The organism is Rhodococcus sp. YH1 (genome assembly GCF_009939605.1).
Classification (GTDB): Bacteria; Actinomycetota; Actinomycetes; order Mycobacteriales; family Mycobacteriaceae; genus Rhodococcus; species Rhodococcus aetherivorans.
The window spans coordinates 1-15,091 of the sequence record NZ_WVTE01000040.1 but is presented as its reverse complement, the minus strand read 5'-3'; the positions used below and the strand labels follow the sequence as shown (position 1 = coordinate 15,091).

At 71.1% G+C, this 15,091-nt stretch carries 15 protein-coding genes; 6 read left to right on the top strand and 9 right to left on the bottom strand.

Translation table 11 applies throughout. From position 1 onward, the window contains the following. On the top strand, nt 1–710 hold a 710-nt coding region (locus AIIKEEIJ_RS04490; protein WP_443217090.1), incomplete at its 5' end, for a WD40 repeat domain-containing protein. Here AIIKEEIJ_RS04490 and AIIKEEIJ_RS04485 read toward each other — a convergent pair. From AIIKEEIJ_RS04485 to metG, 5 genes are all read right to left on the bottom strand, one after another. Continuing rightward, the gene (locus AIIKEEIJ_RS04485) at nt 649–1,953 is read right to left on the bottom strand and encodes an aminodeoxychorismate synthase component I (protein WP_161995038.1); all 1,305 of its coding nucleotides are present in this window, start codon (nt 1,951–1,953) and stop codon (nt 649–651) included. The genes AIIKEEIJ_RS04490 and AIIKEEIJ_RS04485 overlap by 62 nt on opposite strands. A 50-nt stretch (nt 1,954–2,003) precedes the next feature. Further along, nucleotides 2,004–2,879 carry an RNA polymerase sigma-70 factor gene (locus tag AIIKEEIJ_RS04480; protein ID WP_161995037.1) on the bottom strand — a complete coding sequence of 292 codons (876 nt, stop codon included), beginning with the start codon at nt 2,877–2,879 and terminating at the stop codon, nt 2,004–2,006. Then, nucleotides 2,876–4,021: an FAD-dependent oxidoreductase gene (locus AIIKEEIJ_RS04475; RefSeq protein WP_174824796.1), complete on the bottom strand. Its 1,146-nt coding sequence runs from the start codon at nt 4,019–4,021 to the stop codon at nt 2,876–2,878. The genes AIIKEEIJ_RS04480 and AIIKEEIJ_RS04475 overlap by 4 nt, the downstream gene beginning before the upstream one ends. 107 nt (nt 4,022–4,128) lie before the next feature. Then, entirely contained in the window at nt 4,129–5,307 is a 1,179-nt protein-coding gene (locus AIIKEEIJ_RS04470) for a DUF2786 domain-containing protein (RefSeq protein WP_006944919.1), read from the bottom strand. Between the two features lie 42 nt (nt 5,308–5,349). Then, entirely contained in the window at nt 5,350–6,897 is a 1,548-nt protein-coding gene (gene metG, locus AIIKEEIJ_RS04465) for a methionine--tRNA ligase (RefSeq protein ID WP_050034773.1), read from the bottom strand. A gap of 36 nt (nt 6,898–6,933) precedes the next feature. Between metG and AIIKEEIJ_RS04460 the strand changes: the two genes are divergently transcribed. Then, on the top strand, nt 6,934–7,764 hold the full coding sequence (locus AIIKEEIJ_RS04460; RefSeq protein ID WP_006944914.1) for a TatD family hydrolase: 831 nt from the start codon (nt 6,934–6,936) through the stop codon (nt 7,762–7,764). Between the two features lie 52 nt (nt 7,765–7,816). Then, complete coding sequence (locus AIIKEEIJ_RS04455; protein ID WP_238406202.1) at nt 7,817–8,875, top strand: maleylacetate reductase; 1,059 nt, start codon at nt 7,817–7,819, stop codon at nt 8,873–8,875. Between the two features lie 53 nt (nt 8,876–8,928). Here AIIKEEIJ_RS04455 and AIIKEEIJ_RS04450 read toward each other — a convergent pair whose 3' ends face one another. Then, nucleotides 8,929–9,909: a pirin family protein gene (locus tag AIIKEEIJ_RS04450; RefSeq protein WP_161995035.1), complete on the bottom strand. Its 981-nt coding sequence runs from the start codon at nt 9,907–9,909 to the stop codon at nt 8,929–8,931. Continuing rightward, nucleotides 9,910–10,464, bottom strand: coding sequence for a VOC family protein (locus AIIKEEIJ_RS04445; RefSeq protein WP_202916570.1), 555 nt, complete (start codon nt 10,462–10,464; stop codon nt 9,910–9,912). A 164-nt stretch (nt 10,465–10,628) separates the two neighbouring features. Here AIIKEEIJ_RS04445 and AIIKEEIJ_RS04440 point away from each other — a divergent pair, with 164 nt between their 5' ends. Next, nucleotides 10,629–11,054: a DoxX family protein gene (locus AIIKEEIJ_RS04440; RefSeq protein ID WP_006944906.1), complete on the top strand. Its 426-nt coding sequence runs from the start codon at nt 10,629–10,631 to the stop codon at nt 11,052–11,054. A 40-nt stretch (nt 11,055–11,094) separates the two neighbouring features. Here the strand turns inward: AIIKEEIJ_RS04440 and AIIKEEIJ_RS04435 are convergent, their stop codons facing one another. Both AIIKEEIJ_RS04435 and AIIKEEIJ_RS04430 read right to left on the bottom strand, forming a co-directional pair. Continuing rightward, nucleotides 11,095–11,865, bottom strand: a complete 771-nt coding sequence (locus tag AIIKEEIJ_RS04435) for an amino acid ABC transporter ATP-binding protein (protein ID WP_006944900.1) — start codon at nt 11,863–11,865, stop codon at nt 11,095–11,097. Further along, on the bottom strand, nt 11,862–13,262 hold the full coding sequence (locus AIIKEEIJ_RS04430; protein WP_231386008.1) for an amino acid ABC transporter substrate-binding protein/permease: 1,401 nt from the start codon (nt 13,260–13,262) through the stop codon (nt 11,862–11,864). Before AIIKEEIJ_RS04430 ends, AIIKEEIJ_RS04435 begins: the two co-directional genes overlap by 4 nt. Before the next feature lie 286 nt (nt 13,263–13,548). Here AIIKEEIJ_RS04430 and AIIKEEIJ_RS04425 point away from each other — a divergent pair, with 286 nt between their 5' ends. Both AIIKEEIJ_RS04425 and AIIKEEIJ_RS04420 read left to right on the top strand, forming a co-directional pair. Next, on the top strand, nt 13,549–14,676 hold the full coding sequence (locus AIIKEEIJ_RS04425; RefSeq protein ID WP_029542085.1) for a resuscitation-promoting factor: 1,128 nt from the start codon (nt 13,549–13,551) through the stop codon (nt 14,674–14,676). Nucleotides 14,677–14,688: 12 nt separating this feature from the next. Continuing rightward, nucleotides 14,689–15,091, top strand: a 403-nt coding sequence (locus tag AIIKEEIJ_RS04420) for a ubiquitin-like domain-containing protein (protein WP_161995034.1), incomplete at its 3' end; no start/stop codon positions are given.

Below are 15,091 nucleotides of genomic sequence, written 5' to 3'. Positions count from 1 at the left end.
CCACCCTCGTCACGGGAGACGACGACCACTCCCTCGTGCTGTGGGACGTGTCGGATCCGGCGCGTCCGGCGCCGTGGGGCGCCCCGCTCGGGGGCCCCACCAACCTGATCCGGGCGGCGGCGTTCGCGCCGGACGGCCGGCACCTGGTGGTGGCGAGCGCGGACGGCTCGCTCTACGCCTGGAACGTCGCCGATCCCGCGGCCCCAGTCCCGGTGCCGGTGTCGGACGGCCATGCCACCGGCGTCAACGCCCTCGCGTTCAGCGCCGACGGCAACGTCCTCGCCACCGGCGGCGACGACCACACGGTCCGCGTGTGGGACCGCGGACCCGACGGGTCGTTCACCGTCCGCCCCGAGGCGCTGCGCGGGCACACCGGCACCGTCTATTCGGTGTCGGTGACGCCGAACGGCCACGAGGTGGTCAGCGGCAGCGACGACGGCACGGTGCGCCTGTGGCACGTCGGCGACCCGGAGGACATGCACCCGGTGGGCGGCCCGATCACCGACGCCGGCGTCGGCCGGTGGCAGGTGGGCTTCCTGCCGGGCAGCAACGCCGTGATCGCGGCGGGTGGCGACGGGATGGTGCGCACGTGGGGCCTGGACGTCGAGTCGATCATCGCGCGGATCTGCGCGGCGACGACGGGCCGGATCACCGCATCGCTGCCGCAGTCCGATCTGCCGGTGGCCGGCCGGACGGTGTGCGGGGGCTGAGCGCCAGGATGCTGGCGGCCTTGTCGAGGCACTCCTGCCATTCGGCGTCCGGATCGGAATCGATGGTGATGCCACCGCCGACGCCGAGACCACACGACCCCGGCGTGCCCGCGTCCCCGCCGCCGAACTCGACGGTGCGGATCGCCACGTTGAGCTCCAGCCCGGCGAGCGGGCTGGCCATGCCCACGGTGCCGCAGTACACGCCCCGCGGCTGCGGCTCCCAGACCCGCAGGAACTCCCGCGCCCGGAGCTTGGGACAGCCGGTCACCGAGGCCGGCGGGAACGCGGCCCCGAGCAACCGCGCGGTGTCCACACCGGCCCGCAGCGTGGCCGCGACGGTGGACACCAGGTGCCAGACTCCGGGGGCCGGATGCACCCCGAGCAGATCCGGCACGGTGACGGTTCCGGTCTCGGCCACGCGTCCGAGGTCGTTGCGCACGAGGTCCACGATCATCACGTTCTCCGCGACGTCCTTGACGGACGCGCGCAGCCGGGCCGGATCCGCGCCGATCGGGAGCGTGCCCTTGATCGGGCTCGACGTCACCCGGTCGTCGTGGCGGGCGAGGAACAACTCCGGCGACAGCGACGCGACCGCCCCCCACCCGCCTGCGACGTAGGCGGCCCGGGCCGGCGCGGTGCGCTCGATCCCGTCGGCGAAGAAGTGCAGCGGGCTGCCCGACCAGGCGCCGGTGAAGCGAGTGCACACGCACGCCTGATAGACCTCGCCGGCCCGGATCGCGTCGAGGCACTGCCGCACGCCGCGGCGATGGGCGCCGCGGTCCGGCGCGGTCCAGTCGATACGCCACGGCGCCCGACCGGAGGCCTCGGGCACCTCGCGGACGGCGGCGGCGAACCCGGCCGGGCACGGCGCGTCGGTGAGGCTCTCGTACCACCAGCAGCCGTCGTGGTCGAGCCGCAGCACGGTGTCCGCCCACCCCCCGGCCGCCCGAGGCAACGCCGGGTGGGCGGGGGCTCGGTCCGGGTACGCCAGGTAGCCGATCCACCCCCCGCCGACGACCGGCCCGTCGTCGCGGGTGCGCAGGGACGGGCCCTCGCGCAGGACGAACGCGTCGGAAGGCGGGGTGGCGACGGCCTCGACGTGGGGCGCGAGGACCGCCGCCGCGCCGAACCACGTGCCGGTCAGTGCGGCCGGCGGGGGCCCTCCCGCCGCCTCGGCGCGGGCGCCCAGCACCCGCAGCACCTGCGCCGGGCCACCCCCGGCGCCGAGCCGTTCCATCCGCATGAGCACAGCCTCCCACGGGATGCCGGGACGGGCCGAATCACACCGGGCGTTCAGTGGACCGGCGGCATCACCCTGTACGCCGCGCCGAGCTTGTCCGGGTTCCGCACCACATACAGGCCCGTGACCAGGCCCGCGTCCGTCTCGATCATCATCACGAGGTCGAGCCGCTCGGCCGAGTACACCGCCAGCGCGGGCAGACCGTTGAACGACGCGAACTCGAAGCGCATGTCGGGCAGGGGCCTGCGCCCTAGGTTCCGCAACAGCCGCGCGACCTTCTTCGCCCCGGACACCGGAACCCGTGCGGCCGTCGCCTTGCCCCCGCCGTCGGCGACGTAGACCACCTCCGGGGACAGCACCTTCATCAGCGCCTCCACGTCGCCGGTGCCGGCGGCGGCGAGCAGTTCCTCGACCACCCGGCGGGTCTCCGCGCCGGACGCGGTGTACCGCTTGCGCCGCGCGTGCACGTGGCTTCGGGCGCGGTGGGCGATCTGCCGCACCGTCGCCTCCGGCCTGCCGACCGCCGCCGCGATCTGGGCGTGGTCGAATCCGAACACCTCGCGCAGCACGAACACCGCCCGTTCGAGCGGGCCGAGTGTCTCGAGCACCAGCATCATCGCCATCGACACCGACTCCGCGAGCAGGACGTCCTCGGCGGCATCCGGCGCCGTGCGTACCGGCTCGGGCAGCCACGGCCCGACGTAGTCCTCCCGGCGACGCTGCGCGGTGCGCAGCGCGTTCAGCGCCTGCCGGGTGACCACGCGGCTCAGATACGCCCGGGGGTTGGCGACCTCGTCGAGGTCCACCTCGGCCCACCGCAGGTAGCTGTCCTGCAGGATGTCCTCGCTGTCGGCGACGCTGCCGGTGATCTCGTACGCGATGCCGAACAGCAGGCCGCGGTGCCGGGTGAACAGCTCGTCGTGCGTCATCGCGGCGCCGCGATCGGATCATGCGCAGCGGCCGGTCCCTTCGGGAAGGGATAGCCGTGCCCCCGTGCCTGCCGGCGCAGTGTCCACACCGTTCCGCGCACCACCATCTCCTTGCCGAATGCGCCCAACGTACCGCGCAGGGCGCCGCCGCGGGCCGTGTCGTCCGGGCGGGTGCGCTGCACGACGCCGGAGGCCCGGCCCAGCGAGATGCACTGCGCCACGAAACCGAGCGACAGCGGCTGCGGCTCCAGGCCCGCCAGCAGCGCCCATGCCGTGTCGGCGCCGTGCGCGCCGAGCGGCAGCGCCGCCTGGCAGCTCATCCGGATGTGATCCTGGCCGTCGACGGTCACGGCGTCGCCCACCCCCACGACGTTGGCTGCGCCCGTGCTCCGCAGGGTGGCGTCGACGCGGAGCCGACCGGTCCCGTCGACCGGCAACCCGCTCCGCCGGGCCAGGTCGGGCACCGTGAAGCCGCCCGCCCAGATCGTGAGTTCCGCGGGCACCGCTTCGCCGTCGGCGAGCAGCACCTCCCGCCCGGTGACCGCGACGACCCGGCCCGGCCGCACCCGGACACCGAGCCGTCGCAGCCGTGCGGCGACGAACCGCCGGGTGGCGCCGGGCAGGTGCGCGACGGGGTCCCCGACGAGGGTGCAGGTCAGGTGGGGATGCGCCTCGGCGATCTCGGCGGCCGATTCGACGCCGGTGAGCCCGCCGCCGACGACCACCACGCCGGCACCGTCGCCGAGCCTGTCGAGCGCGGCGGCCGTGTCCATGGCGCGTTCGAACTCGGCCGGCGAGTGCAGCCGGTCGGCGCCCGGGATCGCGGGCACGCCGGCGCCGCTGCCGACGGCGTAGATCGCCACGTCGAACGGCAGCGCCGTCCCGTCGGCGAGCAGCACCCGATCCGCACCGATCTGCACCGCGGTGCCGAGGTGCACGACCGCCGCCGGGTGCAGCACCTCGGCGAGGTCGTGCGCGGCCGCACCGGATCCGGCCGCGAGCTGGTGCAGCCGCACCCTCTCGACGAACACCGGTCGCGGGTTGACGACCGTCACCGATACCTCCGGATGCGCGGCGAGCATGCGGTTCGCTGCCATCACGCCCGCGTACCCGGCCCCGAGCACCACCACGTCGGTTGCCATCCTGACCACCCCTTCTGCTGTCGACGATTTCGCGGTCGTGCATGGGACACCGGCCGGCCCGCGAATGTGACAGGGTGCGGCGTGGCAGTGCTCACACGGCCGGCCCGCTACGGGGAACCGGGGGTGAGGAAGGCCGACTCGGCCGCGTCCCGGCCCGCGAACCACCCCTCGGCGTCGACGCTGCGTGTGCGCGTCGACCGGGTCGTCGGGAACAACCGGCGGAACTCCGAGTCCACGGCCTCGGAGCGACGGGCCAGCAACGGGGCGAGCTGCGTGACGGCCATGCTCGCGTCGGCCGCGGCGGCCGCGGTGGCGCGCACGTCGGCCTGCCGCAGCCGTTCGCCGATCCGGTATGCGAACCCCGCCAGGAAGGCGCGACGGAACGCCGTCGCCGCGCCGCCGGTGCGGCCCCCGGTCCCGGCCGCGCGCACGGCCCGGCTCGCCTGCACCGACAGCGACGTGAACAGCACCTCGACCTGCTGCAGGTCGACGTCGGCGCCGACGATCGTGGCGATCCCGACCTTGGTGAACCACACCGTGCGGGTGCGGTTCGCGTTCCCGATCGCGGTGAGCAGCAGCACCTTCTCCTTCGCGTACGGGTTGTCGACGTGCAGGCGGCGCCCCCGCGCGGCGCCCGTCTCGGCGCCGGTGAGCAGGGCCGCGCCGATCGCGTACCGGGTCATCAGCTCCTGCGCCTTGGCGGTGAGGGTCTCGGCCTCCTCCGGATAGTCCGTGGACTCGGCCTTCGCCAGGAGGCCGCGGATCCGTGCGAGCACCCTCGGGTCCGGGCACAGGGATTCGCCGGCCGCGGGGACCGGGCGCAACGGCGGCCACTGCGACGGCGGCGGCAGGAGAGGGGCGAACCGCGGCAGGTACTTCCAGGCGAACGCCAGCCCCATCACCTGGAAGCGGGACAGGCCGGGCAGCTCGCGCAGCAGTTCGACGCCGAGGTGGCGCACCGGTGCGTCGGGCGGAACCCGTTCGGCGATCCGCGCGGCACCGGGACAGCGCTCCGCGATCACACCGAGCTGCTGCACCCAGTCCATGGGCGCCCGGTCGGCCGCGTGGCTGCGCCGGGCGTCGTACAGCACCGCGGCGGCCGCCAGTGGGACGTCCGTGGCGTCGCCGGACCGGGCCGTCACGTGCAGCACGTCGGCGGGCTGCCAGCCGCGCTCGTAGGCGGCGCACAGTTCGTCGAGAAGTGGCCGGGTGCCGAGGTGGAAGACCTCGTCGGATGCCCCGGACCCCGCCGGCGCCTGTCGAAAGTATGTTCTATCTCGCCCCATGCGCGGGAGTGTGCACGAGGCCACCGACAGGCGGCGGGATGCCTATTCGTACCGCGGGAACACCGGGGCCGGGGCCGGCAGCGGGGTGCCCGGGGCGAGGCGTGTGGCGATGTCCGCGAACTGCCGCGCCTGCGGGTCCTGGCCCACCAGGTCGAGGATCTTCGCGGCCGAATCGGGCATCACCGGCTGCACGAGCAGGCCGACGATCCGCACGACCTCGAGCGTCACGTACAGCACCGTCGCCATCCGGGCCGGGTCCGTCTTGCGCAGCACCCACGGTGCCTGCGCGGAGAAGTACCGGTTCGTCTCGCCGAGCACGTGCCAGATCGTCTCCAGTGCGAGGTGCAGTGCCTGCACGTCGAACTCGGCCCGGACCTTCTCGAGCAGGGCGTCGGCCTGCGCGAGCAGCGCGCGGTCGTCCTCGGTGAAGTCGCCGGGGGTCGGCACCACGCCGTCGAGATTCTTGGCGACCATCGTCAGCGAGCGCTGCGCCAGGTTGCCGAGTTCGTTCGCCAGGTCCGCGTTGACGCGGGTCACGATCGCCTCGTGGCTGTAGCTGCCGTCCTGACCGTAGGAGATCTCCCGCAGCAGGAAGAAGCGCAGCGGATCGAGACCGTACTGTTCGACCATCTCGAGCGGGTCGACGACGTTGCCGACCGACTTGGACATCTTCTCGCCCTTGTTGAACAGGAAGCCGTGCACGAACACCCGCTCGGGCAGCTCGATTCCGGCCGACATCAGGAACGCCGGCCAGTACACGGTGTGGAACCGGGTGATGTCCTTGCCGATGATGTGCAGGTTCGCGGGCCAGTAGCGGCGGAACGACTCCGCCTCGGTGTCGGGGAAGCCCGCGCCCGTCAGGTAGTTGGTGAGCGCGTCCACCCACACGTACATCACGTGCTCGGGGTGGTCCGGCACCGGCACGCCCCAGTCGAAGGTGGTGCGGGAGATCGACAGATCCTTCAGCCCGCCGGAGACGAAGCTGACGATCTCGTTGCGCCGGGTGGCGGGGGCGATGAAGTCCGGTCGCTCCTCGTACAGCTTCAGCAGCTTGTCCTGATACGCCGAGAGCCGGAAGAAGTACGTCGACTCCTCCGTCCACTCCACCGGGGTGCCCGACTCGGTGGCGATGCGCGTACCGTCCTCGAGCACCGTCGTCTCGGCTTCGGCGTAGAACGCCTCGTCGCGCACCGAGTACCAGCCCGAGTAGGTGTCGAGGTAGATGTCGCCGTTGTCGGCCATGCGCTGCCAGATGGCCTTGCTCGCCTCGCGGTGATCGGCGTCCGTGGTACGGATGAACCGGTCGAAGGAGATGTTCAGCGACTTGTCCATGGCCTCGAACACCCCGGAGTTGCGGGCCGCGAGGTCCCGCACGTCCAGGCCTTCCTTCGCCGCCGTCTGCTGCATCTTCAGGCCGTGCTCGTCGGTGCCGGTCAGGAAGAACACGTCGAAGCCGTCGAGGCGCTTGAACCGGGCGATCGCGTCCGAGGAGATGTACTCGTAGGCGTGGCCGATGTGCGGGGCGCCGTTCGGGTAAGCGATCGCGGTCGTCAGGTAGAACGGCGGGCGGGAGGCGGCAGGAACAGTCATGGTGCGTCCACTTTATAGGTAGATAGTGTATGGGCCGTGAGCCGAACCCGCCCCGCGCCCGAGCCTCCGCAGCCGCTCTCGCCTCTCGTCGATGCCCACACGCACCTCGACGCGTGCGGCGCGCACGACGCCGAGTCGGTGGCGGCGATCCTCGACCGGGCGGCCGCGGTCGGGGTCGGACGGGTCGTCACCGTCGCCGACGACATCGTCGCCGCCCGCTTCGCCGTGGACGCCGCGCACTGGGACGAGCGGGTCTACGCCGCCGTGGCGATCCACCCCACCCGGGCGAACGCGCTCGACGACGCCACCCGGGCCGAGATCGAGAAGCTCGCCGCCGACCCGCGCGTGGTCGCGGTGGGGGAGACCGGCCTGGACCTGTACTGGCCCGGCAAGCTCGACGGCTGCGCCGACCCGATCGAGCAGGAGGACGCCTTCCGCTGGCACATCGACCTGGCCAAACGGCTCGGCAAGACCCTCATGGTCCACAACCGCGACGCCGACGCCGAGTTGCTGCGCGTGCTGCACGACGAGGGTGCGCCGGAGACGGTGATCTTCCACTGCTTCTCGTCGGACGCGGACATGGCGCGGGCCTGCGTCGACGCCGGTTACCTGCTCAGCTTCTCCGGGACGGTGAGTTTCAAGAACGCCGCGGCGCTGCGTGCCGCGGCTCCGCTGGTGCCGCTCGAGCAGGTGCTGGTGGAGACGGACGCTCCGTTCCTGACGCCCCATCCGTTCCGCGGCGCGCCCAACGAGTCGTACTGCCTGCCGTACACGGTGCGGGCGCTGGCGGAGGTGCGCGGCGCGGACCCGGCCGAGCTGGCCGCCGCGACCACCGCGAACGCCGAACGGGTGTACGGACTTTCGTAACGGTGTCGCCGTTCCGAGGCGGCCGGCCCGTGCGGCCGGGACAATGGACGGCATGCACAGCTTCGTCTACAACGCTCAGCCGTCACGGGTGGTGTTCGGGCCGGGAACCGCGGCGCGGGTCGCCGACGAGGTGCGCCGCCTCGACCGCTCCCGGGTTCTCCTGCTCGGTGGTGAGCACGTCCGTCCGCAGGTGGAACTCGTCGAGAAGGCCCTCGGTGGGCTGCAGGTCGCCCGATTCGACGGCGCCGTCATGCACACGCCGGTGGCGGTCACCGAGAAGGTGCTGGGCCTGGTCTCCGAACACGACATCGATGCCGTCGTCGCCGTGGGCGGGGGGTCGACGACGGGACTGTCGAAGGCGATCGCGGTGCGCACCGGCGTGGACCAGGTGATCCTGCCGACCACCTACGCCGGATCCGAGGTCACTCCCGTCCTCGGGGAAACCGCGGACGGTGTGAAGACCACGCACTCGTCGCCGGCCATCCTGCCCGAGACCGTCATCTACGACGTCGAGTTCACCCTGTCGATGCCGATCCCGATGGCGGTGACCAGTGCGATCAACGCGATGGCGCATGCCGTGGAGGCGTTGTACGCCGACCATGCCAACCCGATCGTCGACACGCTGGCGCTCGAGGCCATCCGCGCGATCGCCCGGGGCGTGCCGGTCCTCGGCGCCGACGCCGCGGACCGGGAGGGCCGCTCGGATCTGCTGCTCGCGGCGTGGCTGGCCGGCACGTGCCTGAGCGCGGTGGGAATGGGCTTGCACCACAAGCTGTGTCATGTCCTGGGCGGCAGTTTCGACCTGCCGCACGCGCCGACGCACACCGTGGTGCTACCGCATGTGATGGCGTTCAACGCGCCGTCGGTGCCGACCGTGATGAGCCGCATTGCCGACGCCCTCGGCACCCCCACGGCCCCGGCCGGGGTCTTCGACCTGGTGGCGGCGGCGGGCGGCCCGACGACGCTCGCCGAACTGGGGATGTCCGAGGGCGACCTCGACGAGGCGGCGCACCTGGCCACCGAGCGGCAGTACCCCAACCCGCGGGAGGTGACCCGGGTCGGGGTGCGGCGCCTGCTCGGGGACGCCTATGCCGGAGTCCGCCCCGAGTGACGGTGCGCGCTCGGTGTGTGCCCTCGGTGTGTGCGCACTCGGTGTGTGCTCACTCAGGGGGCGGTCGGGGGGTTGCGGCGCGGCCGGATCTGCGCGTTCGGCAGCGCCGGCGCGGGTAGCCGTGTCACCTTCCCGGTGTAGCCCTCGACCCGCCCGAAGCGTTCCCCCTCGCGCTGCCACTCGTCCCGGAACGCGACGATCTCGTCGTGGCTACGGCCCACGAAGTTCCACCACATGACGATCTCCTCGCCGAACGGCGTACCGCCGAGCAGGACGGCCCGCGCGGGTTCGTCGGTGAGATTGGTCAGGGGGAGCGTGGGGACTCCGGTGCCGACGTAGCCGAGCGCGGAGCGGGCGAGGACGGTGCCGGCGAGGCGGACGCTGCCGGTGTCGACGATCAGACCGTGCTCGAACTCGGGATCGACGGCCAGTTCGACGGTCGCGCCCGGGTCGAGGGTGATCTCGGCGCCGAGCAGCGGGGTGAAGGTGTGCACGGGCGACGCGGACCCGGCGAGGGAGCCGAGGAACACGCTCACGGTCGCGCCCTCGATCCGGACGGGTTCGGGGGCATAGTGCTGGAAGTCGCGGGGTGCGCCGCGGTGCGCGTCGGGCAGGGCCACCCACAATTGGACGCCGTGCAGGACCGTCGTGGCCGGCGTGGAGACCTCCGAGTGGGCGATGCCGTGGCCGCCGGTCATGAGGTTCAGTTCGCCGGGGCGGACGAACGCGTGCTTGCCGAGGCTGTCGCGGTGCTCGATCTCGCCGGCGAACAGCCAGCTCACCGTCTGCAGGCCGGTGTGCGGGTGCGGCGCGACGTCCATTCCGCCGGTGGCGGCGACGTCGTCGGGCCCGTAGTGGTCGGCGAAGCACCAGGCCCCGATGAGGGACCGGGCGCGCTGCGGCAGGGTGCGGCGGACCGGCATCGCGCGCGGGCCGCCGAGCGGCACCTCGCGGGAGGTGATGATCTGCACACGGGTGGGGGCGGGCTCGGTTTCGCAGCGGATCTCGGTGGGCTCGGCGTCGACGTTGCTCATCTAGAGGACCTTGTTTCCGTACATCTCGCCGAGGGGGTCGGCGATGAGTTCGATGCGGGCGCCGTCGGGGTCGCGGAAGTACAGCGAGACCTCGCTGTGCTCGACGAGCTCGACGCCGGCGTCGGTCAGCTTGGTGCGCAGGCGTTCCCACCTGCCGGGCTCGACGCTGATCGCGATGTGGTGCAGGCCGCCGAGGACCTCCCGGTAGGGCCCGACGTCGAGTCCGGGGAAGTCGAAGAACGCCAGCAGGTTTCCGTTGCCGATGTCGAAGAAGAAGTGCGAGGAACCGGGGTAGTCACGGTTCTCGATCAGTTCGGTGAGAGGGAATTCGAGCACGTCCTGGTAGAAGCGCACGGTGCGTTCGACGTCGCTGCTGACGAGCGCGGTGTGGTGCAGCCCGCGGGCCGACGACGCGGGTCGCTCGTCGACCGGCCGGAGGTAACGGCTGCGCAGTTCCTCCCGCAGCGTCGCGGATCGGCGGCTGCGCTCCTCTTCCACGCTGATTGCCACGATAGTGCTCCTTCGGCCGGTGAATGCCCCTTCGACGAGGAGCATACTCCATATTGTTGATTAATCAACTACTTTTCGGCCCCCGACCTTCCGGCAGGCCGGGGCGCTCGGGCACCCCAAGGTTGAACCTTCAACCTTGCGCAGCTACCGTGGACGCGGCTTCGATCGAAGGACGAGCCCCCCACCGCCCGCACCGAAAGGTCATCCCCATGAACAACCCCGTCCTGCGCAACGTCGGGCTGCTCGTCGCCCGAGTGGTCATCGGCATCGTCTTCCTGGCCCACGGCCTGCAGAAGATCAACCAGGGATACTCCGCCACCAAGGCCGGATTCGAGGGCATGGACGTGCCCGTGCCCGCGCTGTCCGCCTTCTACGCCACCTGGGTGGAAACGCTCGGTGGCATCGCTCTCATCATCGGCCTGCTCGTGCCGATCTTCGGCGTCCTGCTGCTGATCAACATGCTCGGCGCGTTCTTCGTCGTCCACATCGGCAACGGCATCTACGTCACCGACGGCGGATGGGAACTCGTCGGGGCCCTCGGCGCGGGTGCGCTGGTGCTCGCCGTCGTCGGCGCCGGCGCCTACAGCGTCGACGCCCTGCTCGCCCGCCGGGTGCGGTTCCTGCAGACCGCGTAGCCGTGGGTGAGGACCGGCGCCCGGGAACCGGGCGCCGGCCTCAGAGCACCTTCGCGAGGAAGTCGCGGGTCCGTTCCTGGCGGGGGCTCCCGAACAGTTCCTTCGGCGTGCCCTCCTCGAGGACGTACCCGTCGGCCATGAACAGCACCCGGTCGGCGACCTCCCGGGCGAAGCCCATCTCGTGCGTGACCACGACCATGGTCATGCCCTCGGCCGCCAGGTCGCGCAGCACCTGCAGCACCTCGCCCACCATCTCCGGGTCGAGGGCGCTGGTCGCCTCGTCGAACAGCATGATGTCCGGATTCATGGCCAGCGCCCGCGCGATCGCGACGCGCTGCTTCTGCCCGCCGGACAGGTTGGCCGGCTTCGCGTCGGCCTTCTCGCTCAGCCCCACCCGGTCGAGCAGGGCGAGCCCCCGCGTCCGTGCCTCCTCCTTGGTCGCCCGCTTCGTCAGCACCGGCGCGAGCACGATGTTCTCGAGGGCCGTCATGTGCGGGAAGAGATTGAAGTGCTGGAACACCATCCCGATGTGGCGGCGCACCCGGTCGATGTCGATCTTCCGGTCGGCGAGGTCGAACCCGTGCACCACCACCGAACCGGCGCTGATGTCCTCGAGCCGGTTCAGGCATCGCAGGAACGTCGACTTGCCCGAACCGGAGGGGCCGATCACGCACACCACCTCGCCGGCGAGGATGTCCACATCGATGCCCTTGAGCACCTCGTTCTCGCCGAACGACTTCTTCAGGCCGCGCACGCGGATCTTCACCTCGCGACCGTCCTCGAGCGGCTGGGCCGCGGCTGCCTCGGTCAACGGTTGATCCTCTTCTCGAGTCGGTCCGACAATTTGGTCAGCGCCATGATGACGACGAAGTAGATCACCCCGATGATCAGCCACATCTGGAACGACTGGAAGTTGCGGGCGATGATGATCCGCCCGGTCTGGGTGAGCTCGGCGATGCCGATCACCGACAGGATCGAGGTGTCCTTCAGCGTGATCACGAACTGATTGATGTACGACGGGATCATGGTGCGCACCGCCTGGGGCATGACCACCTTGCGCATCGCGGGCAGGTAGCCGATGCCGAGGCTGCGGGCGGCCTCCATCTGCCCCTTGTCCACGGACAGGATGCCGCCACGCACGATCTCGGCCATGTACGCGCCCGCGTTGAGCGAGAGCGTGATGATGCCCGCGGTGAACGCCGACATCTGGAATCCGGCCGCGGCCGGGATGCCGAAGTAGATGAAGAAGGCCTGCACCAGCAGCGGGGTGCCGCGGAAGACGTCGACGTAGGCGGTGCCGATCCCGCGCAGGACGATGTTGCGTGAGACCCGCATGAGGCCGAACAGCGCACCGAGCACCAGCGCGATCGCGATCGAGACGACCGACAGCACGAGGGTCAGCCACAGCCCCTCGAGCAGCAGTTGCCAGGTGCTGCGGAGCAGGCCGGGGATGGAGTTGTCGGCCTGCACGGCGCCCTCGCCGAGGTAACTCTCCACGATCTCGTCGTAGCGGCCGTTGTCCCGCAGATTCTGCAGGCCCGCGTTGAACGCGGTGAGCAGCTCGGGATTGCGGCCCTTGTTCACCGCGAACCCGTAGTTCGCACCGGCCTCCTTCTCCGTGACCGTCTTCAGCCCGTTGCCCTGGGCGATGCCGTACGCCAGCACCGGGTAGTCGTCGAAGACCGCGACCGAGTTCCCGGTGCGGACCTCGTCGTACATGCTCGCCGAGTCGGCGAAGTAGACCGTGGTGAACCCGTACTCGCCCTTGATGGACTCGGCGAACGCGGCGCCCTCGGTGCCGTTCTTGACCGCGACGCGCTTGCCTGCCAGATCGGCGTACGACGCGACCTCGTCGTTGCCGGCGAGGACCGCCATCTGCACGCCGGACTCGAAGTAGGGATCCGAGAAGTCGAAGACCTGCTTGCGCTCCTCCGTGATCGACATGCCCGCGATCACGCCGTCGGCCTGGTCCGCCTGCACCGCCTGCAGGGCGGCATCGAAGCCCAGCGGACGAACCTCCACGGTGAAGCCCTGGTCCTCCGCGATCTCCCGGATCAGGTCCATGTCGATGCCGACGAAGTCGCCCTGCTCGTTCTGGAATTCGAAGGGTGCAAAGGTCACGTCGGTGGCGATGACGTAGGTGCGGCCGGCGGCGGGGGACTGCGCCAGGGCCGCCGGGGTGGCAGCGAGCAGCAGCGCGCCGAGCATGCCGAGCAGAGTCAGCAGCGCCGCACTCCGCCGCGCCGGAGGACGGTGAATTCGGTCACCCAAAGTAATCCCACCTCTGTAATTCGCGCGTCGTGCGGCACGTTTTCCCGAGCGTCGAATCGACGCTAGCCCGCACCTTCGGTCGCGGCCCGGCTATTGATCGAAAATTACGAATCGTCACCTGTCTCGTTACCGAGAAACTGCAGGTAGAAATGGTGCAGTTGCCGTATCAATGCCGATTCGTTACCGTGCCGTGATCGAAGTTGTCGACAGTGCAGGAATAGCCGTGTCACCTTTCACCAAGATCAACCGAGCGAAATCGCCCACGCTGTACGTGGTCGTCGCCGCACTCTTCCTCACCCTTGCGGCCGGCGGCGTCGCCGCCCTGATTCAGCACAAGGAACTCACCCTCGACGTGGACGGTGAGCGGATCGCGCTCAGCACCATGAGCTCCGAGGTCGGCGACGTTCTCGCCGGCGCCGGCTACCCCGTCGGCGAGCACGACGTGGTGGCCCCGGCCGTCGATGCCGAGGTGTCGGACGGGGACACGGTGGTGCTGCGACGGGCGCGTGAGGTGCAGCTGAGCGTCGACGGTGCCGAGCGCACGGTGTGGACGACGGCGACGACGGTGGACGAGGCGCTGGCGCAGTTCGAGCTGGCGGCGGATGTGTACACCTCGGCGTCGCGGTCGCACCGGTTGCCGCTCGAGGGTGCCGAGCTCGACGTGGTGAGCCCGAAGACGGTGCGGTTGCTCGACGGCGGTGCGCCGGCGGTTCAGGTGCGGATGGCGGCGCCGACGGTCGGGGAGTTCCTGGCCGCGCACGGGGTGGCGCTCGAGCAGGCCGATTCGGTGGTGCCGGCGGTCGATGCGGCGCTGACCGACGGCCTCGAGATCCGCATCACCCGCGACCGCATCGAAACCCGCATCGAGAACCAGCCGGTCCCCGCGCCCGAGCAGCGCGTCGACGACCCGAACATGACCGAGGGTGAGACCGCGCTCGACAACCCGGGCGCTCCCGGTGAGCGCACCGTGACCCTCGACGTGCACACGATCGACGGCGTCGAGGTCGGCCGCACCGAGAAGGCCTCGACCACCGTCCGGGAGCCGGCTCCTGCGATCGTCCGCGTCGGCACCAAGCCGAAGCCGGCCGTGCCCGCCTCCGGACGCTCCTCCACCTGGGACGCCCTCGCGCAGTGCGAGGCCACCGGCAACTGGGCCATCAACACCGGCAACGGCTTCTACGGCGGTCTGCAGTTCACCCAGCAGACCTGGGCCGCGTTCGGCGGCACCCAGTACGCGCCGCGCGCCGACCTGGCCAGCCGCGAGCAGCAGATCGCCGTCGCCGAGAAGGTCCAGGCCGCGCAGGGCTGGGGAGCCTGGCCGGCGTGCACCAGCAAGATGGGACTGCGGTAAGAAGTACGGCTTGTGTCCCCACTGACGAAGATCAACAACTCGCGCTCCGTGCTGTTGTACGCCGTCGTCGCGGCGCTCCTGGCCACCCTGGTGGCCGGCGCCGCGACGGCGCTCGCCCGGCACAAGACCGTGACGATCGACGTCGACGGGGACCGGCTCACCCTGGGCACCATGGGCACCGACGTCCGAGCCGTCCTCGCCCACGCCGGCCATCCCGTCGGCGAGCGCGACGTGGTGGCCCCGGCCGTCGATGCCGAGGTGTCGGACGGGGACACGGTGGTGCTGCGGCGGGCGCGTGAGGTGCAGCTGAGCGTCGACGGTGCCGAGCGCACGGTGTGGACGACGGCGACGACGGTGGACGAGGCGCTGGCGCAGTTCGAGCTGGCGGCGGATGTGTACACCTCGGCGTCGCGGT

Coding starts and splice junctions, on each gene's coding strand:
- AIIKEEIJ_RS04475 (WP_174824796.1), bottom strand. CDS start 4,021: ATGGCAACCGACGTGGTGGTGCTCGGGGCCGGGTACGCGGGCGTGATG.
- AIIKEEIJ_RS04455 (WP_238406202.1), top strand. CDS start 7,817: ATGCACAGCTTCGTCTACAACGCTCAGCCGTCACGGGTGGTGTTCGGG.
- AIIKEEIJ_RS04450 (WP_161995035.1), bottom strand. CDS start 9,909: ATGAGCAACGTCGACGCCGAGCCCACCGAGATCCGCTGCGAAACCGAG.
- AIIKEEIJ_RS04485 (WP_161995038.1), bottom strand. CDS start 1,953: ATGCGGATGGAACGGCTCGGCGCCGGGGGTGGCCCGGCGCAGGTGCTG.
- AIIKEEIJ_RS04430 (WP_231386008.1), bottom strand. CDS start 13,262: ATGCTCGGCGCGCTGCTGCTCGCTGCCACCCCGGCGGCCCTGGCGCAG.
- AIIKEEIJ_RS04470 (WP_006944919.1), bottom strand. CDS start 5,307: ATGGGGCGAGATAGAACATACTTTCGACAGGCGCCGGCGGGGTCCGGG.
- AIIKEEIJ_RS04445 (WP_202916570.1), bottom strand. CDS start 10,464: ATGCTCCTCGTCGAAGGGGCATTCACCGGCCGAAGGAGCACTATCGTG.
- AIIKEEIJ_RS04440 (WP_006944906.1), top strand. CDS start 10,629: ATGAACAACCCCGTCCTGCGCAACGTCGGGCTGCTCGTCGCCCGAGTG.
- AIIKEEIJ_RS04480 (WP_161995037.1), bottom strand. CDS start 2,879: ATGACGCACGACGAGCTGTTCACCCGGCACCGCGGCCTGCTGTTCGGC.
- metG (WP_050034773.1), bottom strand. CDS start 6,897: ATGACTGTTCCTGCCGCCTCCCGCCCGCCGTTCTACCTGACGACCGCG.